The organism is Citrobacter sp. RHB25-C09 (genome assembly GCF_013836145.1).
Classification (GTDB): Bacteria; Pseudomonadota; Gammaproteobacteria; order Enterobacterales; family Enterobacteriaceae; genus Citrobacter_A.
The window spans coordinates 1,964,809-1,982,696 of record NZ_CP057483.1; the positions used below are offsets into that span (position 1 = coordinate 1,964,809).

Here is a 17,888-nt window from a genome sequence, read left to right on the forward strand (position 1 = left end):
TTGCAGTTTGCGGCTTTGATCCTCAGTGAATGCCGTGTACACTGTCAGACGGTTTTACCAAAAGGCAGGTGTAGGTCCGGCGTCATCACACGATGGCCAGTGATATATTTCGCAGAGTGAAGCGGGAATCAGCCTATTACTTTTTGGTAATTTTAAATATTGAAACTTTGTATGTGATCTTGCGTATGGGTCACCACTGCAAATAAGGACATAACATGCCTGTTATTACTCTTCCTGATGGCAGTCAACGCCATTACGACCACGCTGTAAGCCCCATGGATGTTGCTCTGGACATTGGTCCTGGTCTGGCGAAAGCCACCATCGCTGGCCGTGTTAACGGTGAGCTGGTTGATGCTTCCGACCTGATTGAGCACGATGCGACCCTGTCAATAATCACCGCAAAAGATGAAGAAGGGCTGGAGATTATTCGTCACTCCTGCGCACACCTATTAGGGCATGCGATCAAACAGCTCTGGCCAAATACCAAAATGGCGATTGGCCCGGTTGTCGACAATGGTTTTTATTATGATGTTGACCTTGACCGTACACTGACCCAGGAAGATGTCGACGCGCTCGAGAAGCGGATGCACGAGCTCGCTGAAAAGAATTACGACGTCATTAAGAAAAAAGTCAGCTGGCACGAAGCGCGTGAAACGTTCGTGAAGCGCGGCGAGACCTATAAGGTTTCTATTCTTGATGAAAACATTGCTCATGATGATAAGCCTGGCTTGTATCATCATGAAGAATATATTGATATGTGCCGTGGACCGCACGTACCGAATATGCGCTTCTGCCATCACTTCAAACTGATGAAAACCGCAGGCGCATACTGGCGCGGCGACAGCGACAATAAGATGTTGCAGCGTATTTACGGCACGGCGTGGGCGGATAAAAAAGCGCTAAATGCTTATTTGCAACGCCTGGAAGAAGCGGCGAAGCGTGACCACCGTAAAATCGGTAAGCAGCTTGACCTGTACCACATGCAGGAAGAAGCGCCGGGCATGGTGTTCTGGCACAATGACGGGTGGACTATCTTCCGTGAACTGGAAGTCTTTGTGCGTTCCAAGCTCAAAGAGTACCAGTATCAGGAAGTGAAAGGCCCCTTCATGATGGACCGCGTGCTCTGGGAAAAAACCGGGCACTGGGAAAACTACAAAGATGCGATGTTTACGACCTCGTCTGAGAACCGTGAATACTGCATCAAGCCGATGAACTGCCCGGGTCACGTGCAGATCTTCAATCAGGGCCTGAAATCCTACCGCGATCTGCCGCTGCGTATGGCGGAATTCGGTAGCTGCCATCGTAACGAGCCGTCAGGCGCGCTGCATGGCTTGATGCGTGTTCGTGGCTTCACTCAGGATGATGCGCATATCTTCTGTACAGAAGAGCAAATCCGCGATGAAGTTAACGCATGTATCCGTATGGTCTACGATATGTACAGCACGTTTGGCTTCGAGAAGATCGTCGTCAAACTTTCCACTCGCCCCGAAAAACGTATCGGCAGCGATGAAATGTGGGATCGTGCTGAGGCGGACTTAGCCGTCGCGCTGGAAGAAAATAATATCCCATTTGAATATCAACTGGGTGAAGGCGCGTTCTACGGTCCGAAAATTGAATTTACCCTGTATGACTGCCTCGATCGTGCATGGCAGTGCGGTACTGTACAGCTGGACTTCTCGCTGCCGTCTCGTCTGAGCGCCTCTTATGTGGGCGAAAACAACGAGCGTCAGGTACCGGTTATGATTCACCGCGCAATTCTTGGGTCTATGGAACGCTTTATTGGTATCCTGACTGAAGAGTTTGCTGGCTTCTTCCCAACCTGGCTTGCGCCGGTTCAGGTCGTGGTCATGAACATTACCGATTCACAGTCTGAATACGTTAACGAATTGACGCAGAAACTACAAAATGCGGGCATTCGTGTAAAAGCAGACTTGAGAAATGAGAAGATAGGCTTTAAAATCCGCGAGCACACGTTACGTCGTGTCCCTTATATGTTGGTCTGCGGTGATAAAGAGGTGGAAGCTGGCAAAGTTGCCGTTCGCACCCGCCGTGGTAAAGACCTGGGCAGTCTGGACGTAAACGAAGTGATCGAGAAGCTGCAACAAGAGATTCGCAGCCGCAGTCTTCAACAACTGGAGGAATAAGGTATTAAAGGCGGAAAACGAGTTCAAACGGCACGTCCGAATCGTATCAATGGCGAGATTCGCGCCCAGGAAGTTCGCTTAACGGGTCTGGAAGGTGAGCAGCTGGGTATTGTGAGTCTGAGAGAAGCAATCGAAAAGGCTGAAGAAGCTGGAGTAGATTTAGTTGAAATCAGCCCTAACGCCGAACCGCCAGTTTGTCGTATTATGGACTACGGCAAGTTCCTTTATGAAAAGAGTAAGTCTTCTAAGGAACAGAAGAAAAAGCAAAAAGTTATCCAGGTTAAGGAAATTAAATTCCGTCCTGGTACAGATGAAGGCGACTATCAGGTAAAACTCCGCAGCCTGATTCGCTTTCTCGAAGAGGGCGATAAGGCCAAGATCACGCTGCGTTTTCGCGGTCGTGAAATGGCCCACCAACAGATCGGTATGGAAGTGCTTAATCGCGTGAAAGAAGATCTGGTTGATCTGGCAGTGGTCGAATCCTTCCCGACGAAGATCGAAGGCCGCCAGATGATCATGGTGCTTGCTCCTAAGAAGAAACAGTAAGGCCTTCAAGTAGCATTGCCTGTGGAGCCTTTGGGCTTCACAGGTTTTGTTCGCCTATGTTTCGTTTATTAACAATGCGAAGTGGAAGTTATTAAGATGCCAAAAATTAAGACCGTACGCGGTGCTGCTAAGCGCTTCAAAAAAACCGGTGGTGGTGGATTTAAGCGTAAGCACGCAAACCTGCGTCATATTCTGACCAAAAAATCTACTAAACGTAAACGTCACCTGCGTCCAAAAGGCCTTGTTTCTAAAGGCGATCTGGGCCTGGTAATCGCGTGCCTGCCGTACGCATAAGCCGTTAGCGTTTAATTTTTTACTAAGAATATAGATACAGGAGAGCTCACATGGCTCGCGTAAAACGTGGTGTAATTGCTCGTGCACGTCACAAGAAAATTTTGAAACAAGCCAAAGGCTACTACGGTGCGCGTTCTCGCGTATACCGCGTTGCCTTCCAGGCAGTTATCAAAGCAGGTCAGTATGCTTACCGTGACCGTCGTCAACGTAAGCGTCAGTTCCGTCAACTGTGGATTGCGCGTATCAACGCAGCAGCACGTCAGAACGGTATTTCTTACAGCAAATTCATCAACGGCCTGAAAAAAGCCTCTGTTGAAATCGACCGTAAGATCCTGGCTGACATCGCAGTATTCGACAAAGTAGCGTTCACCGCTCTGGTTGAAAAAGCGAAAGCAGCTCTGGCTTAAGCCAGTGAAAAGAGGGAGCCTGGCTCCCTCTCTTTTATTGTAGTGCCGTCAAAATGTTGACAATTTATCGGTAACCCTTTTCAATAAAGGTTCTTTGTTTTTACCCTGTAAGGTAACGCAAGCATGTATGCTGCTATTTTCCGCTTCTTTTTTTACTTTAGCACCTGAGTCCAGGAGGCTAGCGCGTGAAAGAAGAAACGAAAAACAGCGCATAAAGCCTCCCTGGTGGAGGCTTTTTTTATACGCGTCATCCTTCAGGTTGTCTCTGTGTTGGTTGCATTCGCTCACCCCAGTCACGTACTGATGTACGCTCCTGAGGATTAATGAGGGACATCCGTGTCCCTCAACGAAGGCAGCCCAGGCTGTTCAAATTCGTTCCAGACGAATTTGTCGCTCTCTTGCCGCCTTGATACAACCTGAATGATTTTGCGTATACCCGAGCGACTTATGAATATCGCCACATAATGAGGAAAACCATGTCACATCTCGCAGAGCTGGTTGCCAGTGCGAAGGCAGCCATTAACCAGGCGTCAGATGTTGCCGCGTTAGACAATGTACGCGTCGAATATTTGGGCAAAAAAGGGCACTTGACCCTTCAGATGACGACCCTGCGTGAGCTGCCAGCGGAAGAGCGCCCCGCAGCCGGCGCGGTCATCAATGAAGCTAAAGAACAGGTACAGCAAGCACTGAATGCGCGTAAAGCGGATCTCGAAAATGCCGCACTGAATGCCCGTCTCGCCGCAGAAACGCTGGATATTTCCCTGCCAGGACGTCGTATTGAAAATGGCGGTCTGCACCCGGTCACCCGCACCATTGACCGCATTGAAAGCTTCTTTGGCGAACTGGGCTTTACCGTGGCGACAGGCCCGGAAATCGAAGATGACTATCACAACTTCGATGCGCTGAACATTCCGGGCCACCATCCAGCACGTGCGGATCACGACACCTTCTGGTTCGACGCAACCCGTCTGTTGCGTACTCAGACGTCTGGAGTGCAAATCCGTACCATGAAAGAGCAACAGCCGCCGATTCGCATCATTGCGCCGGGTCGCGTGTATCGTAACGATTACGACCAGACCCACACCCCGATGTTCCATCAGATGGAAGGTTTGATCGTTGACACCAACATCAGCTTCACCAACCTGAAGGGCACGCTGCACGACTTCCTGCGTAATTTCTTTGAAGAAGACCTGCAAATTCGTTTCCGCCCGTCTTACTTCCCGTTCACCGAACCGTCTGCTGAAGTTGACGTTATGGGTAAAAACGGCAAATGGCTGGAAGTGCTGGGCTGTGGAATGGTGCATCCGAATGTACTGCGCAATGTGGGTATCGATCCTGAAATCTATTCTGGCTTTGCGTTTGGGATGGGTATGGAACGTCTGACCATGCTGCGTTACGGCGTAACGGATTTACGTTCATTCTTCGAAAACGATCTGCGTTTCCTCAAACAGTTTAAATAAAGGCAGGATAAATAATGAAATTCAGTGAACTGTGGTTACGCGAGTGGGTTAACCCGGCAATTGACAGCGATGCGTTGTCGAACCAAATCACCATGGCAGGTCTGGAAGTTGACGGTGTCGAACCGGTCGCTGGTGAGTTTCACGGTGTGGTCGTGGGGGAAGTGGTTGAATGCGGCCAGCACCCGAATGCGGACAAACTGCGCGTGACGAAAGTTAACGTCGGCGGCGAGCGCCTGCTCGACATCGTCTGCGGCGCGCCAAACTGCCGTCAGGGATTGAAGGTGGCGGTTGCTACCATCGGTGCCGTTCTGCCGGGTGATTTCAAAATCAAGGCCGCTAAACTGCGCGGCGAACCGTCTGAAGGCATGCTGTGCTCTTTCTCTGAGCTGGGTATTTCTGACGATCACAGCGGAATCATCGAGCTGCCAGCGGATGCGCCAATCGGCACTGACATCCGCGAATATCTGAAGCTGGATGATAACACCATCGAGATCAGCGTCACGCCAAACCGTGCCGACTGCTTAGGCATTATTGGCGTTGCCCGTGATGTTGCTGTGCTGAACAAAGCGCCGCTGGTTGAGCCAGAAATGGCCCCAGTTGCGGCAACGGTGAGCGATGTCCTGCCGATTAACGTTGAAGCCGCAGACGCTTGCCCGCGCTACCTGGGTCGTGTGGTGAAAGGCATCAACGTGAAAGCGCCAACGCCGCTGTGGATGAAAGAAAAACTGCGTCGCTGTGGAATTCGTTCTATTGATGCTGTGGTTGACGTCACCAACTATGTGCTGCTCGAACTGGGTCAGCCAATGCACGCCTTTGACAAAGACCGCATTGAAGGCGGCATTGTCGTCCGTATGGCGAAAGAAGGCGAAACGCTGGTACTGCTGGACGGTACTGAAGCGAAGCTGAACGCCGATACGCTGGTGATTGCCGACCATAACAAAGCGCTGGCCATGGGCGGCATCTTTGGTGGCGAACATTCTGGCGTGAGCGATGAAACCCAGAACGTGCTGCTGGAATGTGCATTCTTTAGCCCGCTGTCGATTACCGGCCGTGCGCGTCGTCATGGCTTGCATACCGATGCATCTCACCGCTACGAGCGTGGTGTCGATCCAGCGCTGCAATACAAAGCGATGGAGCGTGCAACGCGTCTGCTAATCGATATCTGTGGCGGTGAAGCCGGTCCGATTATCGATGTGACTAACGAAGCCACGTTGCCGAAGAGAGCTACCATTACGTTGCGCCGCAGTAAGCTGGATCGCCTGATTGGTCATCATATTGCTGATGATCAGGTCAGCGATATTCTGCGTCGCCTGGGCTGCGAAGTTACCGAAGGCCAGGATGAATGGAAAGCCGTTGCGCCAAGCTGGCGTTTCGACATGGAAATTGAAGAAGACCTGGTTGAAGAAGTGGCTCGCGTTTATGGCTACAACAACATTCCTGACGAGCCGGTTCAGGCAGGGCTGATTATGGGCTCGCATCGTGAAGCGAACCTGTCGCTGAAACGCGTGAAAACCATGCTCAATGACAAAGGCTACCAGGAAGTTATTACCTATAGCTTTGTTGACCCAAAAGTTCAGCAACTGATTCACCCGGGTGAAGAGGCGCTGCTGCTGCCAAGCCCAATTTCCGTTGAAATGTCGGCAATGCGTCTTTCCCTGTGGACCGGGCTGCTGGCAACGGTGGTGTATAACCAGAACCGTCAGCAGAGCCGTGTGCGCATTTTTGAAAGTGGGCTGCGCTTTGTTCCGGATACCCAGGCGAATCTGGGCATTCGTCAGGATCTGATGCTGGCAGGTGTGATTTGTGGCAACCGTTACGATGAACACTGGGACCTGGCAAAAGAGACCGTTGATTTCTATGATTTGAAAGGCGATCTGGAAGCTGTACTTGATCTTACCGGTAAGCTTAATGACGTCCAGTTCAAAGCGGAAGCGAACCCGGCATTACATCCAGGGCAGTCTGCGGCCATTTATCTGCATGGGGAACGCATTGGTTTCATTGGTGTTGTTCATCCGGAACTGGAACGTAAGCTGGACCTGAACGGTCGTACGCTGGTGTTTGAAGTGGAGTGGAACAAGCTTGCAGACCGCGTCGTACCTCAGGCGCGCGAGATTTCACGCTTCCCGGCAAACCGTCGTGACATCGCTGTGGTTGTTGCTGAAAACGTTCCCGCTGCTGATATTTTATCCGAATGTAAGAAAGTTGGCGTAAATCAGGTAGTTGGCGTAAACTTATTTGACGTGTACCGTGGTAAGGGTGTTGCGGAGGGGTATAAGAGCCTCGCCATTAGCCTGATCCTTCAGGATACCAGCCGTACACTCGAAGAAGAGGAGATTGCCGCTACCGTTGCCAAATGTGTAGAGGCATTAAAAGAGCGATTCCAGGCATCATTGAGGGATTGAACCTATGGCGCTTACAAAAGCTGAAATGTCAGAATATCTGTTTGATAAGCTTGGGCTTAGCAAGCGGGATGCCAAAGAACTGGTCGAACTGTTTTTCGAAGAGATCCGTCGCGCTCTGGAAAACGGTGAGCAGGTAAAACTCTCTGGTTTTGGTAACTTCGATCTGCGTGATAAGAATCAACGCCCGGGACGTAACCCGAAAACGGGCGAGGATATTCCCATTACAGCACGGCGCGTAGTGACCTTCAGACCCGGACAGAAGTTAAAAAGTCGGGTCGAAAACGCTTCGCCCAAAGATGAGTAATCAGATCTAACTAAAAAGGCCGCTTAGCGGCCTTTTTTCTTTGCAGCATCCGCGACTCACCGTAAAATCAACCTCCGTCCTTTTCAGCTGAATGGAAAACATGCTGACATTTGCCCGTCAACAACAGCGTCAAAACGTGCGCTGGATCCTGAGCCTGTCAGCTTTAATGCTGCTGACGTTACTGCTGAGCCTGTGTGCCGGGGAGCAGTGGATATTCCCACGAGACTGGCTAACCCCGCGCGGCGAACTCTTTGTCTGGCAAATCCGACTACCACGTACACTTGCAGTCTTGCTGGTAGGGGCGGCACTTGCGATATCCGGTGCCGTTATGCAGGCGCTGTTCGAAAATCCGCTGGCAGAACCGGGGCTATTGGGTGTTTCGAACGGTGCAGGGGTCGGGCTTATTGCCGCTGTTTTGTTAGGCCAGGGGGTTCTTCCGCACTGGGCGTTGGGGTTGTGCGCTATTGCGGGGGCGCTGGTTATTACCCTTATTCTTCTACGCTTTGCCCGCCGACACCTGTCCACCAGCCGTCTGCTGCTTGCTGGCGTAGCGTTGGGGATTATCTGTAGCGCCCTGATGACGTGGGCCATCTACTTTTCTACTTCCTTTGATCTGCGCCAGTTAATGTACTGGATGATGGGGGGATTTGGTGGCGTTGACTGGAGCCAGTCTTGGCTGATGGTGGCACTGATGCCCATATTAATCTGGACATGCTGCCAGTCTCAGTCCATGAATATGCTGGCGCTGGGGGAAACCTCTGCCCGCCAGTTAGGGTTGCCCCTGTGGCTGTGGAGAAATTTGCTGGTCGTGGCAACCGGCTGGATGGTGGGCGTGAGCGTAGCGCTGGCAGGCGCGATTGGCTTTATCGGTCTGGTGATCCCGCATATTTTACGACTGTGTGGTCTAACGGATCATCGCGTACTGTTGCCAGGGTGCGCGCTTGCAGGTGCCATTGCGCTTCTGTTGGCTGATGTCGTCGCCCGACTCGCGCTTGCCTCAGCAGAGTTACCTATTGGCGTGGTGACCGCCACGCTGGGCGCACCGGCCTTTATCTGGCTACTGTTAAAGGCCGGACGTTAGTCTGGAAAAGACCGTCTAAGATTAGAAGCGGGTATTTGAAACCCTCACACCAGGAGATGCTATGCAAAACACGATATTAAATACAGAAGTTACGACAATTGATGGGCAGGTGGTGACGCTGGATAAGTACGCCGGAAATGTCCTGCTGATCGTCAACGTGGCCTCAAAGTGTGGACTCACGCCACAGTATGAACAATTAGAAAATATCCAGAAGGCGTGGGGTGAACGGGGCTTCTACGTTCTGGGGTTTCCCTGCAATCAGTTTCTTGGGCAAGAGCCGGGCAGCGAAGAAGAAATTAAAACGTATTGTGCGACAACCTGGGGTGTGACGTTCCCGATGTTCAGCAAAATTGATGTCAATGGCGAAGGGCGTCACCCGCTTTACCAGAAGTTGATTGCGGCAGCGCCGACGGCGGTGGCACCGGAAGAGAGCGGGTTCTATGAGCGTATGGCCAGTAAAGGGCGTGCGCCGCTGTATCCGGACGATATTTTGTGGAATTTTGAGAAGTTCCTGGTGGGCAGAGACGGTCAGGTTATTCAGCGTTTTTCACCCGATATGACGCCTGAGGATCCTATTGTCATGGAAAGCATTAAACTCGCGTTGGCAAAATAATGTCAGTGTTGATGCAGTTACAGGATGTGGCTGAGACGACCCGACTGGGGCCGCTGTCCGGAGAGATCCGGGCAGGGGAGATCCTGCATCTCGTCGGGCCGAATGGTGCTGGAAAAAGTACGTTGCTGGCGCGCATAGCGGGGCTCACTTTCGGTCCTGGGGAAGTGGAATTTGCTGGCACCCCGCTTAAACGGTGGCCAGCCGCTAAGCTGGCTCGCCATCGCGCCTATCTGGCACAACAGCAAACCCCGCCTTTTGCCATGCCGGTCTGGCATTTTCTGACGCTACATCAGGGCGACCAATCACGCACGGACCCATTAATGGACGTCGCGGAGTCTCTGGGACTGGCCGACAAACTGGAGCGCAATACCCGGCAGCTATCCGGAGGAGAATGGCAGCGAGTTCGGCTGGCGGCGGTCATTTTACAGATATCACCGGTATCCAACCCCCACGGGCAGTTGCTGCTGCTGGATGAACCGATGAACAGTCTTGACGTGGCGCAGCAAAATGCGCTGGACCGCATCCTGAGCCGATTATGCGGGCAGGGTATCGCCATCGTGATGAGCAGTCACGATCTTAACCATACTTTGCGCCATGCTCACCGTGCGTGGTTGCTTCAGCAGGGAAAACTGCTCGCCAGCGGGCCACGGGAAGAGGTGCTGACACCGCCAAATTTAGCGCGAGCCTATGGGATGAACTTCCGTCGTCTGGATATTGAAGGCCACAGGATGCTGATTTCTACAACGTAAATGAAATCGCTTGTTGATAATCAGCGTTAATCACCGCTAAATTGTTATCAGAATTAAAAAACAGAGGATTCGTCCTGAATGCGTTTCTGGTTCCTTCTTTTGACAGCATTACTCTTGGCAGGATGCAGCAGTCATCGTGCGCCGGCACCCAATGCCCGGCTCTCAGACTCAATTATGGTTATTGCCGGGTTAAACGATCAGCTCCAGACCTGGCACGGTACGCCTTACCGCTATGGCGGAATGAGCCGTCGTGGCGTGGATTGCTCCGGCTTTGTCCTGATGACGATGCGCGATCAGTTCTCCTTACAACTGCCGCGAGAGACGCGACAGCAGGCCAAAATAGGTACCAAGATTGATAAAGAGGAGTTACTGCCCGGCGACCTGGTGTTCTTCAAAACGGGTTCAGGTGAAAGCGGGCTGCATGTGGGAATTTATGACACCAATGGTCAGTTTATCCATGCGTCTACCAGTCGAGGAGTAATGCGTTCGTCACTGGAAAATGTCTACTGGCGGAAGAATTTTTGGCAGGCCAGACGGATATAAAATCGAATTGGCGATATGGGAGTGGATTGACTCTATGATTTAACGTAGGGGAAAAGAACAAAGCTGGATCAGCTTTTACAACCAGGATAAGCTGAAACAAAAGGACCCGGATTCCGGTTTAAAAGGACGACATGAACATTCCATCGAATACATCAATAAAGGCGTGTGCTTGCGTCCTTTGTAACAAACTGCCGTCTGACGCTCTCGCTGAAGGGGTAACGTAATGCATGTTACATTGGATAATGCCTGGTATAGTCAGCTCTGTTTTCACCCCGCCCGTAATGCACAAAATAAACTTATTGGTTTAGAAATTATTGCCCATTTTATCAGTGTTGCCGGTGATGTACGCATCCCGACTGAACTGGTCATGCCGCATCTCACGTCCGAACAACAATGCCAGTTGTTTGAAGAAAAATTAGCATTACTTGAAACGTGCCAACATTTTTTTATTCAGCATAAATTGGCGGCCTGGATTATTATCACCCCGGCTGTGGTGCCATTATTATTAGCGAATAGCCAATGTATAGCATTAGTTAAACGATTTTCATTTCTGGAATTGATGATCGGTGAAAATTTTCCCGACCTGGCTTGCGGCAAAGATAATCTCACCCTGAATGCGTTGGCCGCCCGTTTCCCGCTGGTGCTGGCTAATTTTGGTGCTGGGGAAAGCTCAACGAAGGCTATTTTTGATGGTCTTTTCAACCGCGTCATGTTGGACCGGAATTTTATACATCAGCGTGCTGCCAGTCCATCATTTGAACCGTTTATGCGCGCCATTTTGACCCAGGTTTCTCCCTATTGCGAATCGGTGATGATTGGGGGGATAGATAATGAGGAAATGGCTGAGCGCGTGGCTTCATTTGGTTTCAGCGCAATGCAGGGCCATCTCTGGCCTGCCGTCAGCGCTAACCAGATCACCAAACTTATCCATCCATAACCCTTCTGTTTGCTGGTGTTTAAGACGGAGTTAACCGTCTACACTACACGCAGGAGGCCCTATGACCCTGTCTTTTACTGCCCGCTGGCGCGATGAACTGCCGGCAACGTATACCGCGCTATCGCCAACGCCGCTCAATAACGCCCGTTTAATCTGGCATAACGCTCCGCTTGCCGCTCAGTTGGGAATTCCCGAGTCCCTTTTTGCAGCGGATAACCCCGCTGGCGTCTGGGGCGGTGAAACCCTGTTGCCGGGCATGTCGCCACTGGCTCAGGTTTATAGCGGCCACCAGTTTGGCGTCTGGGCCGGACAACTGGGTGATGGCCGCGGAATTCTGCTGGGCGAACAACGGCTTGCCGATGGGACGACAATGGACTGGCACCTGAAAGGGGCAGGCCTGACGCCCTATTCGCGGATGGGCGATGGACGGGCGGTATTGCGCTCTACCATTCGCGAAAGCCTGGCCAGTGAAGCAATGCACTATCTTGGCATCCCGACGACTCGCGCGTTGACTATCGTGACCAGCGATACCCCGGTGTATCGCGAGACGGTAGAAGCGGGGGCGATGCTGATGCGTCTGGCGCAGAGTCATATGCGCTTCGGTCATTTTGAGCATTTCTACTATCGCCGCGAGCCGGAGAAAGTCCAGCAGTTGGCCGATTTTGCTATTCGCCATTACTGGCCACATCTTCAGGATGAAGCGGATAAATACCTGCTTTGGTTTCGTGATGTAGTGGAACGCACGGCGTCGTTAATTGCTGACTGGCAAACCGTTGGGTTTGCTCATGGCGTAATGAATACCGATAACATGTCGATTCTGGGGCTGACGATGGATTACGGTCCGTATGGTTTCCTCGACGATTACGACCCCGAATTCATCTGTAACCACTCCGATCATCAGGGGCGGTATCGTTTTGATAACCAACCTGCGGTGGGGCTATGGAACCTCCAACGACTCGCGCAAAGCCTGTCGCCAATTCTACCTGTTGATGCGCTCAACGATGCTCTGGATGGCTACCAACTGGCGCTGCTGACGCGCTATGGTCAGCGGATGCGGAAAAAGCTGGGTTTCATGACTGAGCAAAAGGACGATAACGCACTTCTTAACGAATTGTTCAGCCTGATGGCTAACGAACGCAGTGACTACACGCGTACTTTCCGCATGTTGAGCGTGACAGAACAACAGAGCGCGGCATCGCCTCTGCGAGACGAGTTCATTAATCGCGCGGCATTTGATGCCTGGTTCTCACGCTATCGTTCGCGTCTGGCGCAGGACGAGATAGCCGATGATGCACGTCAACAGCTTATGCAAAGTGTCAATCCGGCGGTCGTGCTGAGAAACTGGCTGGCACAGCGGGCAATAACGGCGGCTGAAAACGGTGACATGAGCGAGTTATATCGTTTGCATGAGGTGCTGCAGGATCCGTACCGCGACAGAGCGGACGATTATACTCATCGTCCGCCTGATTGGGGGAGACGTTTAGCGGTGAGCTGTTCAAGTTAGCGCGATGCCTGATGGCGCCTCGCTTGCCTGGCCTACATCTGCGTGTAGGCCAGATAAAACACCATGCGTCGCCATCCGGCATTTCATAAGCAGCAGCTAAAAGCGGCTGTCTACTGCTGCTGCGAGTTTACTGAGCAGCAGTTCGGTGTCTTCCCAGTTCAGACAGGGGTCGGTAATTGACTGACCATAGACCAGCGGCTGACCGCTGATAATTTTCTGCGTACCTTCGCGCAGGAAGCTTTCGGCCATAATCCCGGCAATTGCCGTCGAGCCATTGCGGATCTGCTGGCAAATATCGTCACAGACATCCAGTTGACGACGATGCTGCTTCTGGCAGTTTCCGTGGCTAAAATCCACCACCAGATGTTCTGGAAGATCAAACTCATGCAGCGTATCGCAGGCGGCGGCGATATCTTCAGCGTGATAGTTAGGCTTTTTACCGCCGCGCATGATGATATGCCCATACGGATTACCGCTGGTCTGATAAATGGTCATCTGCCCGGTTTTATCCGGTGAGAGGAACATATGGCTGGCGCGGGAGGCGCGGATGGCATCCACCGCAATGCGGGTGTTGCCGTCAGTGCCATTCTTAAAGCCAACCGGGCAGGAGAGCGCAGAGGCCATTTCGCGGTGAATCTGGCTTTCTGTCGTCCGTGCGCCAATCGCCCCCCAACTGATCAAATCAGCAATAAATTGCCCGGTCACCATATCGAGGAATTCGGTGGCAGTAGGAACGCCCAGTTCATTCACCTGGAGCAGCAGTTTGCGCGCCAGTTCGAGCCCGTGATTGACCCGGTAGCTGCCGTTCAAATCCGGATCGGAAATCAGCCCTTTCCAGCCCACCACGGTACGCGGCTTTTCAAAATAGGTGCGCATGACAATTTCAAGGCGCGCCTGATGCTGAACGCGCAGCGCCTGGAGACGCGTGGCGTATTCCATTGCAGCATCAAGATCGTGGATCGAGCAGGGGCCAATAATCACCAGCAGGCGGCGATCTTCACCATTCAATATTTTTTCTATCCGGCGACGTGAGTCGGTGACATGACTGGCAACGGCGTCAGATACGGGATGTCGCTGCGCCAGTTCAGCTGGGGTAACCAGACTGTCTATCCGCGCAGTGCGAAGTTCATCGGTTCTGTTCATTACATTTCTCAGAAATTTGTTGCTTCTACGGCAAGGGCACCGGAAGTGATGGGCACACCATAAACCAATCCCTGCTGATTTCAAGTGCGAGGTGGGTCACACCTCGCGAGCAGAACGGCATGATAGCAAAAAAACAGAACTCATGAACTAGTTTATTAGTACATGCGGCGATTGAGACCCATGATATCGAGGATCTTGGTGGCAATTTCCTCTACGGAATAGTTGGTACTGTTGAGACAGGGGATCTGGTTTTTCCGGTACAGCGCCTCGACTTCCGCCACCTCCATTCGGCACTGGCGAAGAGAGGCATAACGGCTATTTTCCCGACGTTCTTCACGAATGGCCGCCAGACGTTCAGGATCGATTGTCAGGCCGAACAGCTTATGCTGGAGAGGCTTTAACGATGCAGGAAGGACCAGATTATCCATGTCATCGGCAATAAAGGGGTAGTTCGCCGCGCGGATACCAAACTGCATCGCCAGGTAGAGGCTGGTAGGGGTTTTGCCACAGCGCGAGACGCCCAGCAAAATGACCTGTGCCTGATCGAGGTTGCGCAACGAAATCCCGTCATCATGCGCAAGGGTATAATCAATAGCGGCAATACGTGCATCGTATTTATTCAGGTTGCCAGGATTCAGCCCATGGGTGCGATGAGCAATCGGCGTTGGATCCAGTTTCATCTCGTGCTGGAGCGGGGCCACCAGCGCCTGCACGATATCCTGACAAAAGCCTTCGCTTTGCAAAATGATGGCGCGAATTTCAGGCAGTACAATCGAATAAAAGACCAGAGGCCGCACGCCGGTCTGCTGATAGATAGCATCAATCTGGTCTTTCACCGCGCGAGCCCGGCTCTCATTTTCGACGAACGGCAGCGTAATACTGCTGATGGTCACGGGAAATTGCGACATTACCGCATGGCCCAAAACCTCGGCGGTTATTGCCGTTCCATCAGAAATATAAAATACGTGGCGATCTACAGCATTATCCATTTGGTTCATCCTGAATGGCAGTCATAATTCAATGAAAGCATATATTAAATCAGCAGGGAAGGGATAAATCTGCTGCTGAATTTCTAAAGTGAAATGGTATTTTTATAATTACTGAAAAGCACATTTCATTTTCTAAAATAACTGTTTATACCTTCACTTATTGTGGAGATGCCCGTCGCCTGCGGGTTTGCGCAAACAGGGTAAACTGTCCTAAAAAATAAAATTTATATTTGCTTGAACGATTCACCGTTTTTTTCGCCGGGTTAAATATGCAAAGATAAATAGGCAATTAAGCGTTTCCTAACCTCGTTCATATATAAGGATTGTTCGATGTCCAACAATGGCTCGTCACCGCTGGTGCTTTGGTATAACCAACTCGGCATGAATGATGTAGACAGAGTTGGGGGCAAAAATGCCTCCCTGGGTGAAATGATTACTAACCTTTCCGGTATGGGTGTATCCGTACCGAATGGTTTTGCAACAACCGCCGATGCGTTTAACCAGTTTCTGGACCAAAGCGGTGTAAACCAGCGCATTTATGAACTGCTGGATAAAACGGATATTGACGACGTCACTGCGCTGGCAAAGGCAGGCGCGCAGATCCGCCAGTGGATTATCGACACTCCTTTCCAGCCCGAACTGGAAAATGCCATTCGCGACGCTTACGCGCAGCTCTCTGCGGATGACCAACACGCCTCGTTTGCCGTTCGTTCTTCCGCGACGGCGGAAGATATGCCAGACGCCTCCTTTGCCGGACAGCAGGAAACCTTCCTCAACGTTCAGGGTTTTGATGCCGTGCTGGTGGCAGTAAAACACGTCTTTGCCTCGCTGTTTAATGACCGCGCCATCTCTTATCGCGTCCACCAGGGTTATGACCACCGGGGTGTTGCACTTTCTGCGGGTGTGCAGCGGATGGTGCGTTCAGATCTGGCCTCGTCTGGCGTCATGTTCTCTATCGACACTGAATCCGGTTTTGACCAGGTGGTATTTATTACCTCAGCGTGGGGACTGGGTGAGATGGTGGTGCAGGGCGCGGTTAACCCGGATGAATTCTACGTCCACAAACCAACGCTGGCGGCGAATCGTCCGGCTATTGTGCGTCGCACGATGGGCTCGAAAAAAATCCGCATGGTCTACGCGCCAACCCAGGAGCACGGTAAGCAGGTCACCATTGAAGATGTGCCGCAGGAACAACGCGACGTCTTCTCGCTGACCAACGACGAAGTGCAGGAACTGGCGAAACAGGCAGTACAGATCGAGAAGCACTACGGTCGTCCAATGGACATCGAGTGGGCGAAAGACGGTCACACTGGCAAGCTGTTTATCGTCCAGGCACGACCGGAAACCGTACGCTCACGCGGTCAGGTAATGGAGCGTTATACGCTGCATGCGCAGGGTAAGATCATTGCTGAAGGTCGCGCGATCGGTCACCGCATTGGCGCGGGCACGGTAAAAGTCATTCATGACATCAGCGAAATGAACCGCATTCAGCCAGGCGATGTACTGGTGACTGACATGACCGACCCGGACTGGGAACCGATCATGAAAAAAGCGGCGGCCATTGTCACCAACCGTGGTGGACGTACCTGCCATGCGGCGATCATCGCCCGTGAACTGGGAATTCCTGCTGTCGTTGGCTGTGGTGATGCCACCGAACGCATGAAGGATGATGAGAAAGTGACCGTCTCCTGTGCGGAAGGCGATACCGGCTATGTTTATGCTGACCTGCTCGACTTTAGCGTCAAGAGTTCCAGCGTTGACACCATGCCGGATCTGCCGCTCAAGGTGATGATGAACGTCGGTAACCCGGATCGCGCCTTCGACTTTGCCTGCCTGCCAAACGAAGGGGTCGGGCTTGCGCGTCTGGAATTTATCATCAACCGTATGATTGGCGTTCACCCGCGCGCGCTGCTGGAATTCGACGATCAGGACGCAAAACTGCAAAACGAAATTCGCGAAATGATGAAGGGTTTCGATTCACCGCGCGAATTCTACATTGGCCGCCTGACGGAAGGGATCGCAACGCTCGGTGCCGCATTCTATCCAAAACGCGTGATTGTCCGTTTGTCTGACTTTAAGTCTAACGAATACGCGAACCTGGTCGGCGGAGAACGCTACGAACCGGAAGAAGAAAACCCGATGCTTGGCTTCCGTGGGGCGGGTCGCTATGTTTCCGACAGCTTCCGCGACTGCTTTGCGCTGGAGTGCGAGGCGGTAAAACGTGTACGTAACGAAATGGGACTGACCAACGTCGAAATTATGATCCCGTTTGTCCGTACCGTGGAGCAGGCGAAAGCGGTGGTAGACGAACTGGCGCGTCAGGGACTGAAGCGCGGCGAGAATGGGCTGAAGATCATCATGATGTGTGAAATTCCGTCTAACGCGCTGCTGGCAGAACAGTTCCTGGAGCACTTTGACGGCTTCTCCATCGGCTCTAACGATATGACACAGTTGACTCTGGGTCTGGATCGCGACTCTGGCGTGGTTTCTGAACTGTTTGATGAGCGTAACGATGCGGTGAAAGCACTACTGTCGATGGCGATTCGTGCAGCCAAGAAACAGGGCAAATATGTGGGGATTTGCGGTCAGGGCCCGTCTGACCACGAAGACTTTGCTGCCTGGCTGATGGAAGAAGGGATCGACAGCCTGTCGTTGAACCCGGATACCGTGGTGCAGACCTGGCTGAGTCTGGCTGAACTGAAGAAGTAAGCTAAGCTGTCGCCATCCGGCCTACACGTCACATCAAACGTAGGCCGGGAAAGCGAAGCACCC

General features: G+C 52.1%; 17 protein-coding genes and 1 other annotated feature. Of the genes, 15 read left to right on the forward strand and 2 right to left on the reverse strand.

Annotated elements, in window-relative coordinates; all coding sequences use genetic code 11:
* Positions 1-215 precede the first annotated feature (215 nt).
* From thrS to selO, 14 genes are all read left to right on the forward strand, one after another.
* Positions 216-2,144 carry a threonine--tRNA ligase gene (thrS, locus tag HVY19_RS09135; protein ID WP_181683990.1) on the forward strand — a complete coding sequence of 643 codons (1,929 nt, stop codon included), beginning with the start codon at positions 216-218 and terminating at the stop codon, positions 2,142-2,144.
* A gap of 3 nt (positions 2,145-2,147) precedes the next feature.
* Positions 2,148-2,690: a translation initiation factor IF-3 gene (gene infC / locus HVY19_RS09140; RefSeq protein ID WP_181684248.1), complete on the forward strand. Its 543-nt coding sequence runs from the start codon at positions 2,148-2,150 to the stop codon at positions 2,688-2,690.
* Between the two features lie 96 nt (positions 2,691-2,786).
* Positions 2,787-2,984: a 50S ribosomal protein L35 gene (gene rpmI, locus HVY19_RS09145; protein WP_003030583.1), complete on the forward strand. Its 198-nt coding sequence runs from the start codon at positions 2,787-2,789 to the stop codon at positions 2,982-2,984.
* A gap of 50 nt (positions 2,985-3,034) precedes the next feature.
* Positions 3,035-3,391 carry a 50S ribosomal protein L20 gene (rplT, locus tag HVY19_RS09150; protein WP_000124850.1) on the forward strand — a complete coding sequence of 119 codons (357 nt, stop codon included), beginning with the start codon at positions 3,035-3,037 and terminating at the stop codon, positions 3,389-3,391.
* Positions 3,392-3,509: 118 nt separating this feature from the next.
* Positions 3,510-3,633 (forward strand) — a sequence feature (Phe leader region).
* A complete protein-coding gene (gene pheM, locus HVY19_RS09155) occupies positions 3,515-3,559 on the forward strand; it encodes a pheST operon leader peptide PheM (protein WP_181684249.1) in 45 nt (14 codons plus the stop codon). (Overlaps the previous feature by 45 nt.)
* A 234-nt stretch (positions 3,634-3,867) precedes the next feature.
* Positions 3,868-4,851, forward strand: a complete 984-nt coding sequence (gene pheS, locus HVY19_RS09160; protein ID WP_181683991.1) for a phenylalanine--tRNA ligase subunit alpha — start codon at positions 3,868-3,870, stop codon at positions 4,849-4,851.
* A 14-nt stretch (positions 4,852-4,865) separates the two neighbouring features.
* Positions 4,866-7,253 carry a phenylalanine--tRNA ligase subunit beta gene (pheT, locus tag HVY19_RS09165; RefSeq protein ID WP_181683992.1) on the forward strand — a complete coding sequence of 796 codons (2,388 nt, stop codon included), beginning with the start codon at positions 4,866-4,868 and terminating at the stop codon, positions 7,251-7,253.
* A gap of 4 nt (positions 7,254-7,257) precedes the next feature.
* Positions 7,258-7,557, forward strand: coding sequence for an integration host factor subunit alpha (gene ihfA, locus HVY19_RS09170; protein WP_001229265.1), 300 nt, complete (start codon positions 7,258-7,260; stop codon positions 7,555-7,557).
* A 100-nt stretch (positions 7,558-7,657) separates the two neighbouring features.
* Complete coding sequence (btuC, locus tag HVY19_RS09175) at positions 7,658-8,638, forward strand: vitamin B12 ABC transporter permease BtuC (protein ID WP_181683993.1); 981 nt, start codon at positions 7,658-7,660, stop codon at positions 8,636-8,638.
* Positions 8,639-8,699: 61 nt separating this feature from the next.
* Positions 8,700-9,251: a glutathione peroxidase gene (locus HVY19_RS09180; protein ID WP_181683994.1), complete on the forward strand. Its 552-nt coding sequence runs from the start codon at positions 8,700-8,702 to the stop codon at positions 9,249-9,251.
* Positions 9,251-10,000, forward strand: a complete 750-nt coding sequence (gene btuD / locus HVY19_RS09185; RefSeq protein ID WP_181683995.1) for a vitamin B12 ABC transporter ATP-binding protein BtuD — start codon at positions 9,251-9,253, stop codon at positions 9,998-10,000. Before HVY19_RS09180 ends, btuD begins: the two co-directional genes overlap by 1 nt.
* Positions 10,001-10,078: 78 nt before the next feature.
* On the forward strand, positions 10,079-10,543 hold the full coding sequence (locus HVY19_RS09190; RefSeq protein WP_181683996.1) for an NlpC/P60 family protein: 465 nt from the start codon (positions 10,079-10,081) through the stop codon (positions 10,541-10,543).
* 223 nt (positions 10,544-10,766) lie between these two features.
* On the forward strand, positions 10,767-11,480 hold the full coding sequence (locus HVY19_RS09195) for an EAL domain-containing protein (protein WP_181683997.1): 714 nt from the start codon (positions 10,767-10,769) through the stop codon (positions 11,478-11,480).
* A 61-nt stretch (positions 11,481-11,541) separates the two neighbouring features.
* Positions 11,542-12,984: a protein adenylyltransferase SelO gene (selO, locus tag HVY19_RS09200; RefSeq protein ID WP_181683998.1), complete on the forward strand. Its 1,443-nt coding sequence runs from the start codon at positions 11,542-11,544 to the stop codon at positions 12,982-12,984.
* A gap of 96 nt (positions 12,985-13,080) precedes the next feature.
* Here selO and aroH read toward each other — a convergent pair whose 3' ends face one another.
* Positions 13,081-14,127, reverse strand: coding sequence for a 3-deoxy-7-phosphoheptulonate synthase AroH (gene aroH / locus HVY19_RS09205; protein ID WP_181683999.1), 1,047 nt, complete (start codon positions 14,125-14,127; stop codon positions 13,081-13,083).
* Between the two features lie 155 nt (positions 14,128-14,282).
* Positions 14,283-15,116, reverse strand: coding sequence for a posphoenolpyruvate synthetase regulatory kinase/phosphorylase PpsR (gene ppsR / locus HVY19_RS09210; protein ID WP_181684000.1), 834 nt, complete (start codon positions 15,114-15,116; stop codon positions 14,283-14,285).
* A 330-nt stretch (positions 15,117-15,446) separates the two neighbouring features.
* Here ppsR and ppsA point away from each other — a divergent pair, with 330 nt between their 5' ends.
* Positions 15,447-17,825, forward strand: a complete 2,379-nt coding sequence (gene ppsA, locus HVY19_RS09215; RefSeq protein WP_181684001.1) for a phosphoenolpyruvate synthase — start codon at positions 15,447-15,449, stop codon at positions 17,823-17,825.
* Positions 17,826-17,888 lie beyond the last annotated feature (63 nt).

Excerpts from the sequence above, each read along its gene's own strand:
- thrS (WP_181683990.1), top strand. The coding sequence starts at position 216 with ATGCCTGTTATTACTCTTCCTGATGGCAGTCAACGCCATTACGACCAC.
- rpmI (WP_003030583.1), top strand. The coding sequence starts at position 2,787 with ATGCCAAAAATTAAGACCGTACGCGGTGCTGCTAAGCGCTTCAAAAAA.
- rplT (WP_000124850.1), top strand. The coding sequence starts at position 3,035 with ATGGCTCGCGTAAAACGTGGTGTAATTGCTCGTGCACGTCACAAGAAA.
- pheS (WP_181683991.1), top strand. The coding sequence starts at position 3,868 with ATGTCACATCTCGCAGAGCTGGTTGCCAGTGCGAAGGCAGCCATTAAC.
- pheT (WP_181683992.1), top strand. The coding sequence starts at position 4,866 with ATGAAATTCAGTGAACTGTGGTTACGCGAGTGGGTTAACCCGGCAATT.
- ihfA (WP_001229265.1), top strand. The coding sequence starts at position 7,258 with ATGGCGCTTACAAAAGCTGAAATGTCAGAATATCTGTTTGATAAGCTT.
- btuC (WP_181683993.1), top strand. The coding sequence starts at position 7,658 with ATGCTGACATTTGCCCGTCAACAACAGCGTCAAAACGTGCGCTGGATC.
- HVY19_RS09180 (WP_181683994.1), top strand. The coding sequence starts at position 8,700 with ATGCAAAACACGATATTAAATACAGAAGTTACGACAATTGATGGGCAG.
- btuD (WP_181683995.1), top strand. The coding sequence starts at position 9,251 with ATGTCAGTGTTGATGCAGTTACAGGATGTGGCTGAGACGACCCGACTG.
- HVY19_RS09190 (WP_181683996.1), top strand. The coding sequence starts at position 10,079 with ATGCGTTTCTGGTTCCTTCTTTTGACAGCATTACTCTTGGCAGGATGC.
- HVY19_RS09195 (WP_181683997.1), top strand. The coding sequence starts at position 10,767 with ATGCATGTTACATTGGATAATGCCTGGTATAGTCAGCTCTGTTTTCAC.
- selO (WP_181683998.1), top strand. The coding sequence starts at position 11,542 with ATGACCCTGTCTTTTACTGCCCGCTGGCGCGATGAACTGCCGGCAACG.
- aroH (WP_181683999.1), bottom strand. The coding sequence starts at position 14,127 with ATGAACAGAACCGATGAACTTCGCACTGCGCGGATAGACAGTCTGGTT.
- ppsR (WP_181684000.1), bottom strand. The coding sequence starts at position 15,116 with ATGGATAATGCTGTAGATCGCCACGTATTTTATATTTCTGATGGAACG.
- ppsA (WP_181684001.1), top strand. The coding sequence starts at position 15,447 with ATGTCCAACAATGGCTCGTCACCGCTGGTGCTTTGGTATAACCAACTC.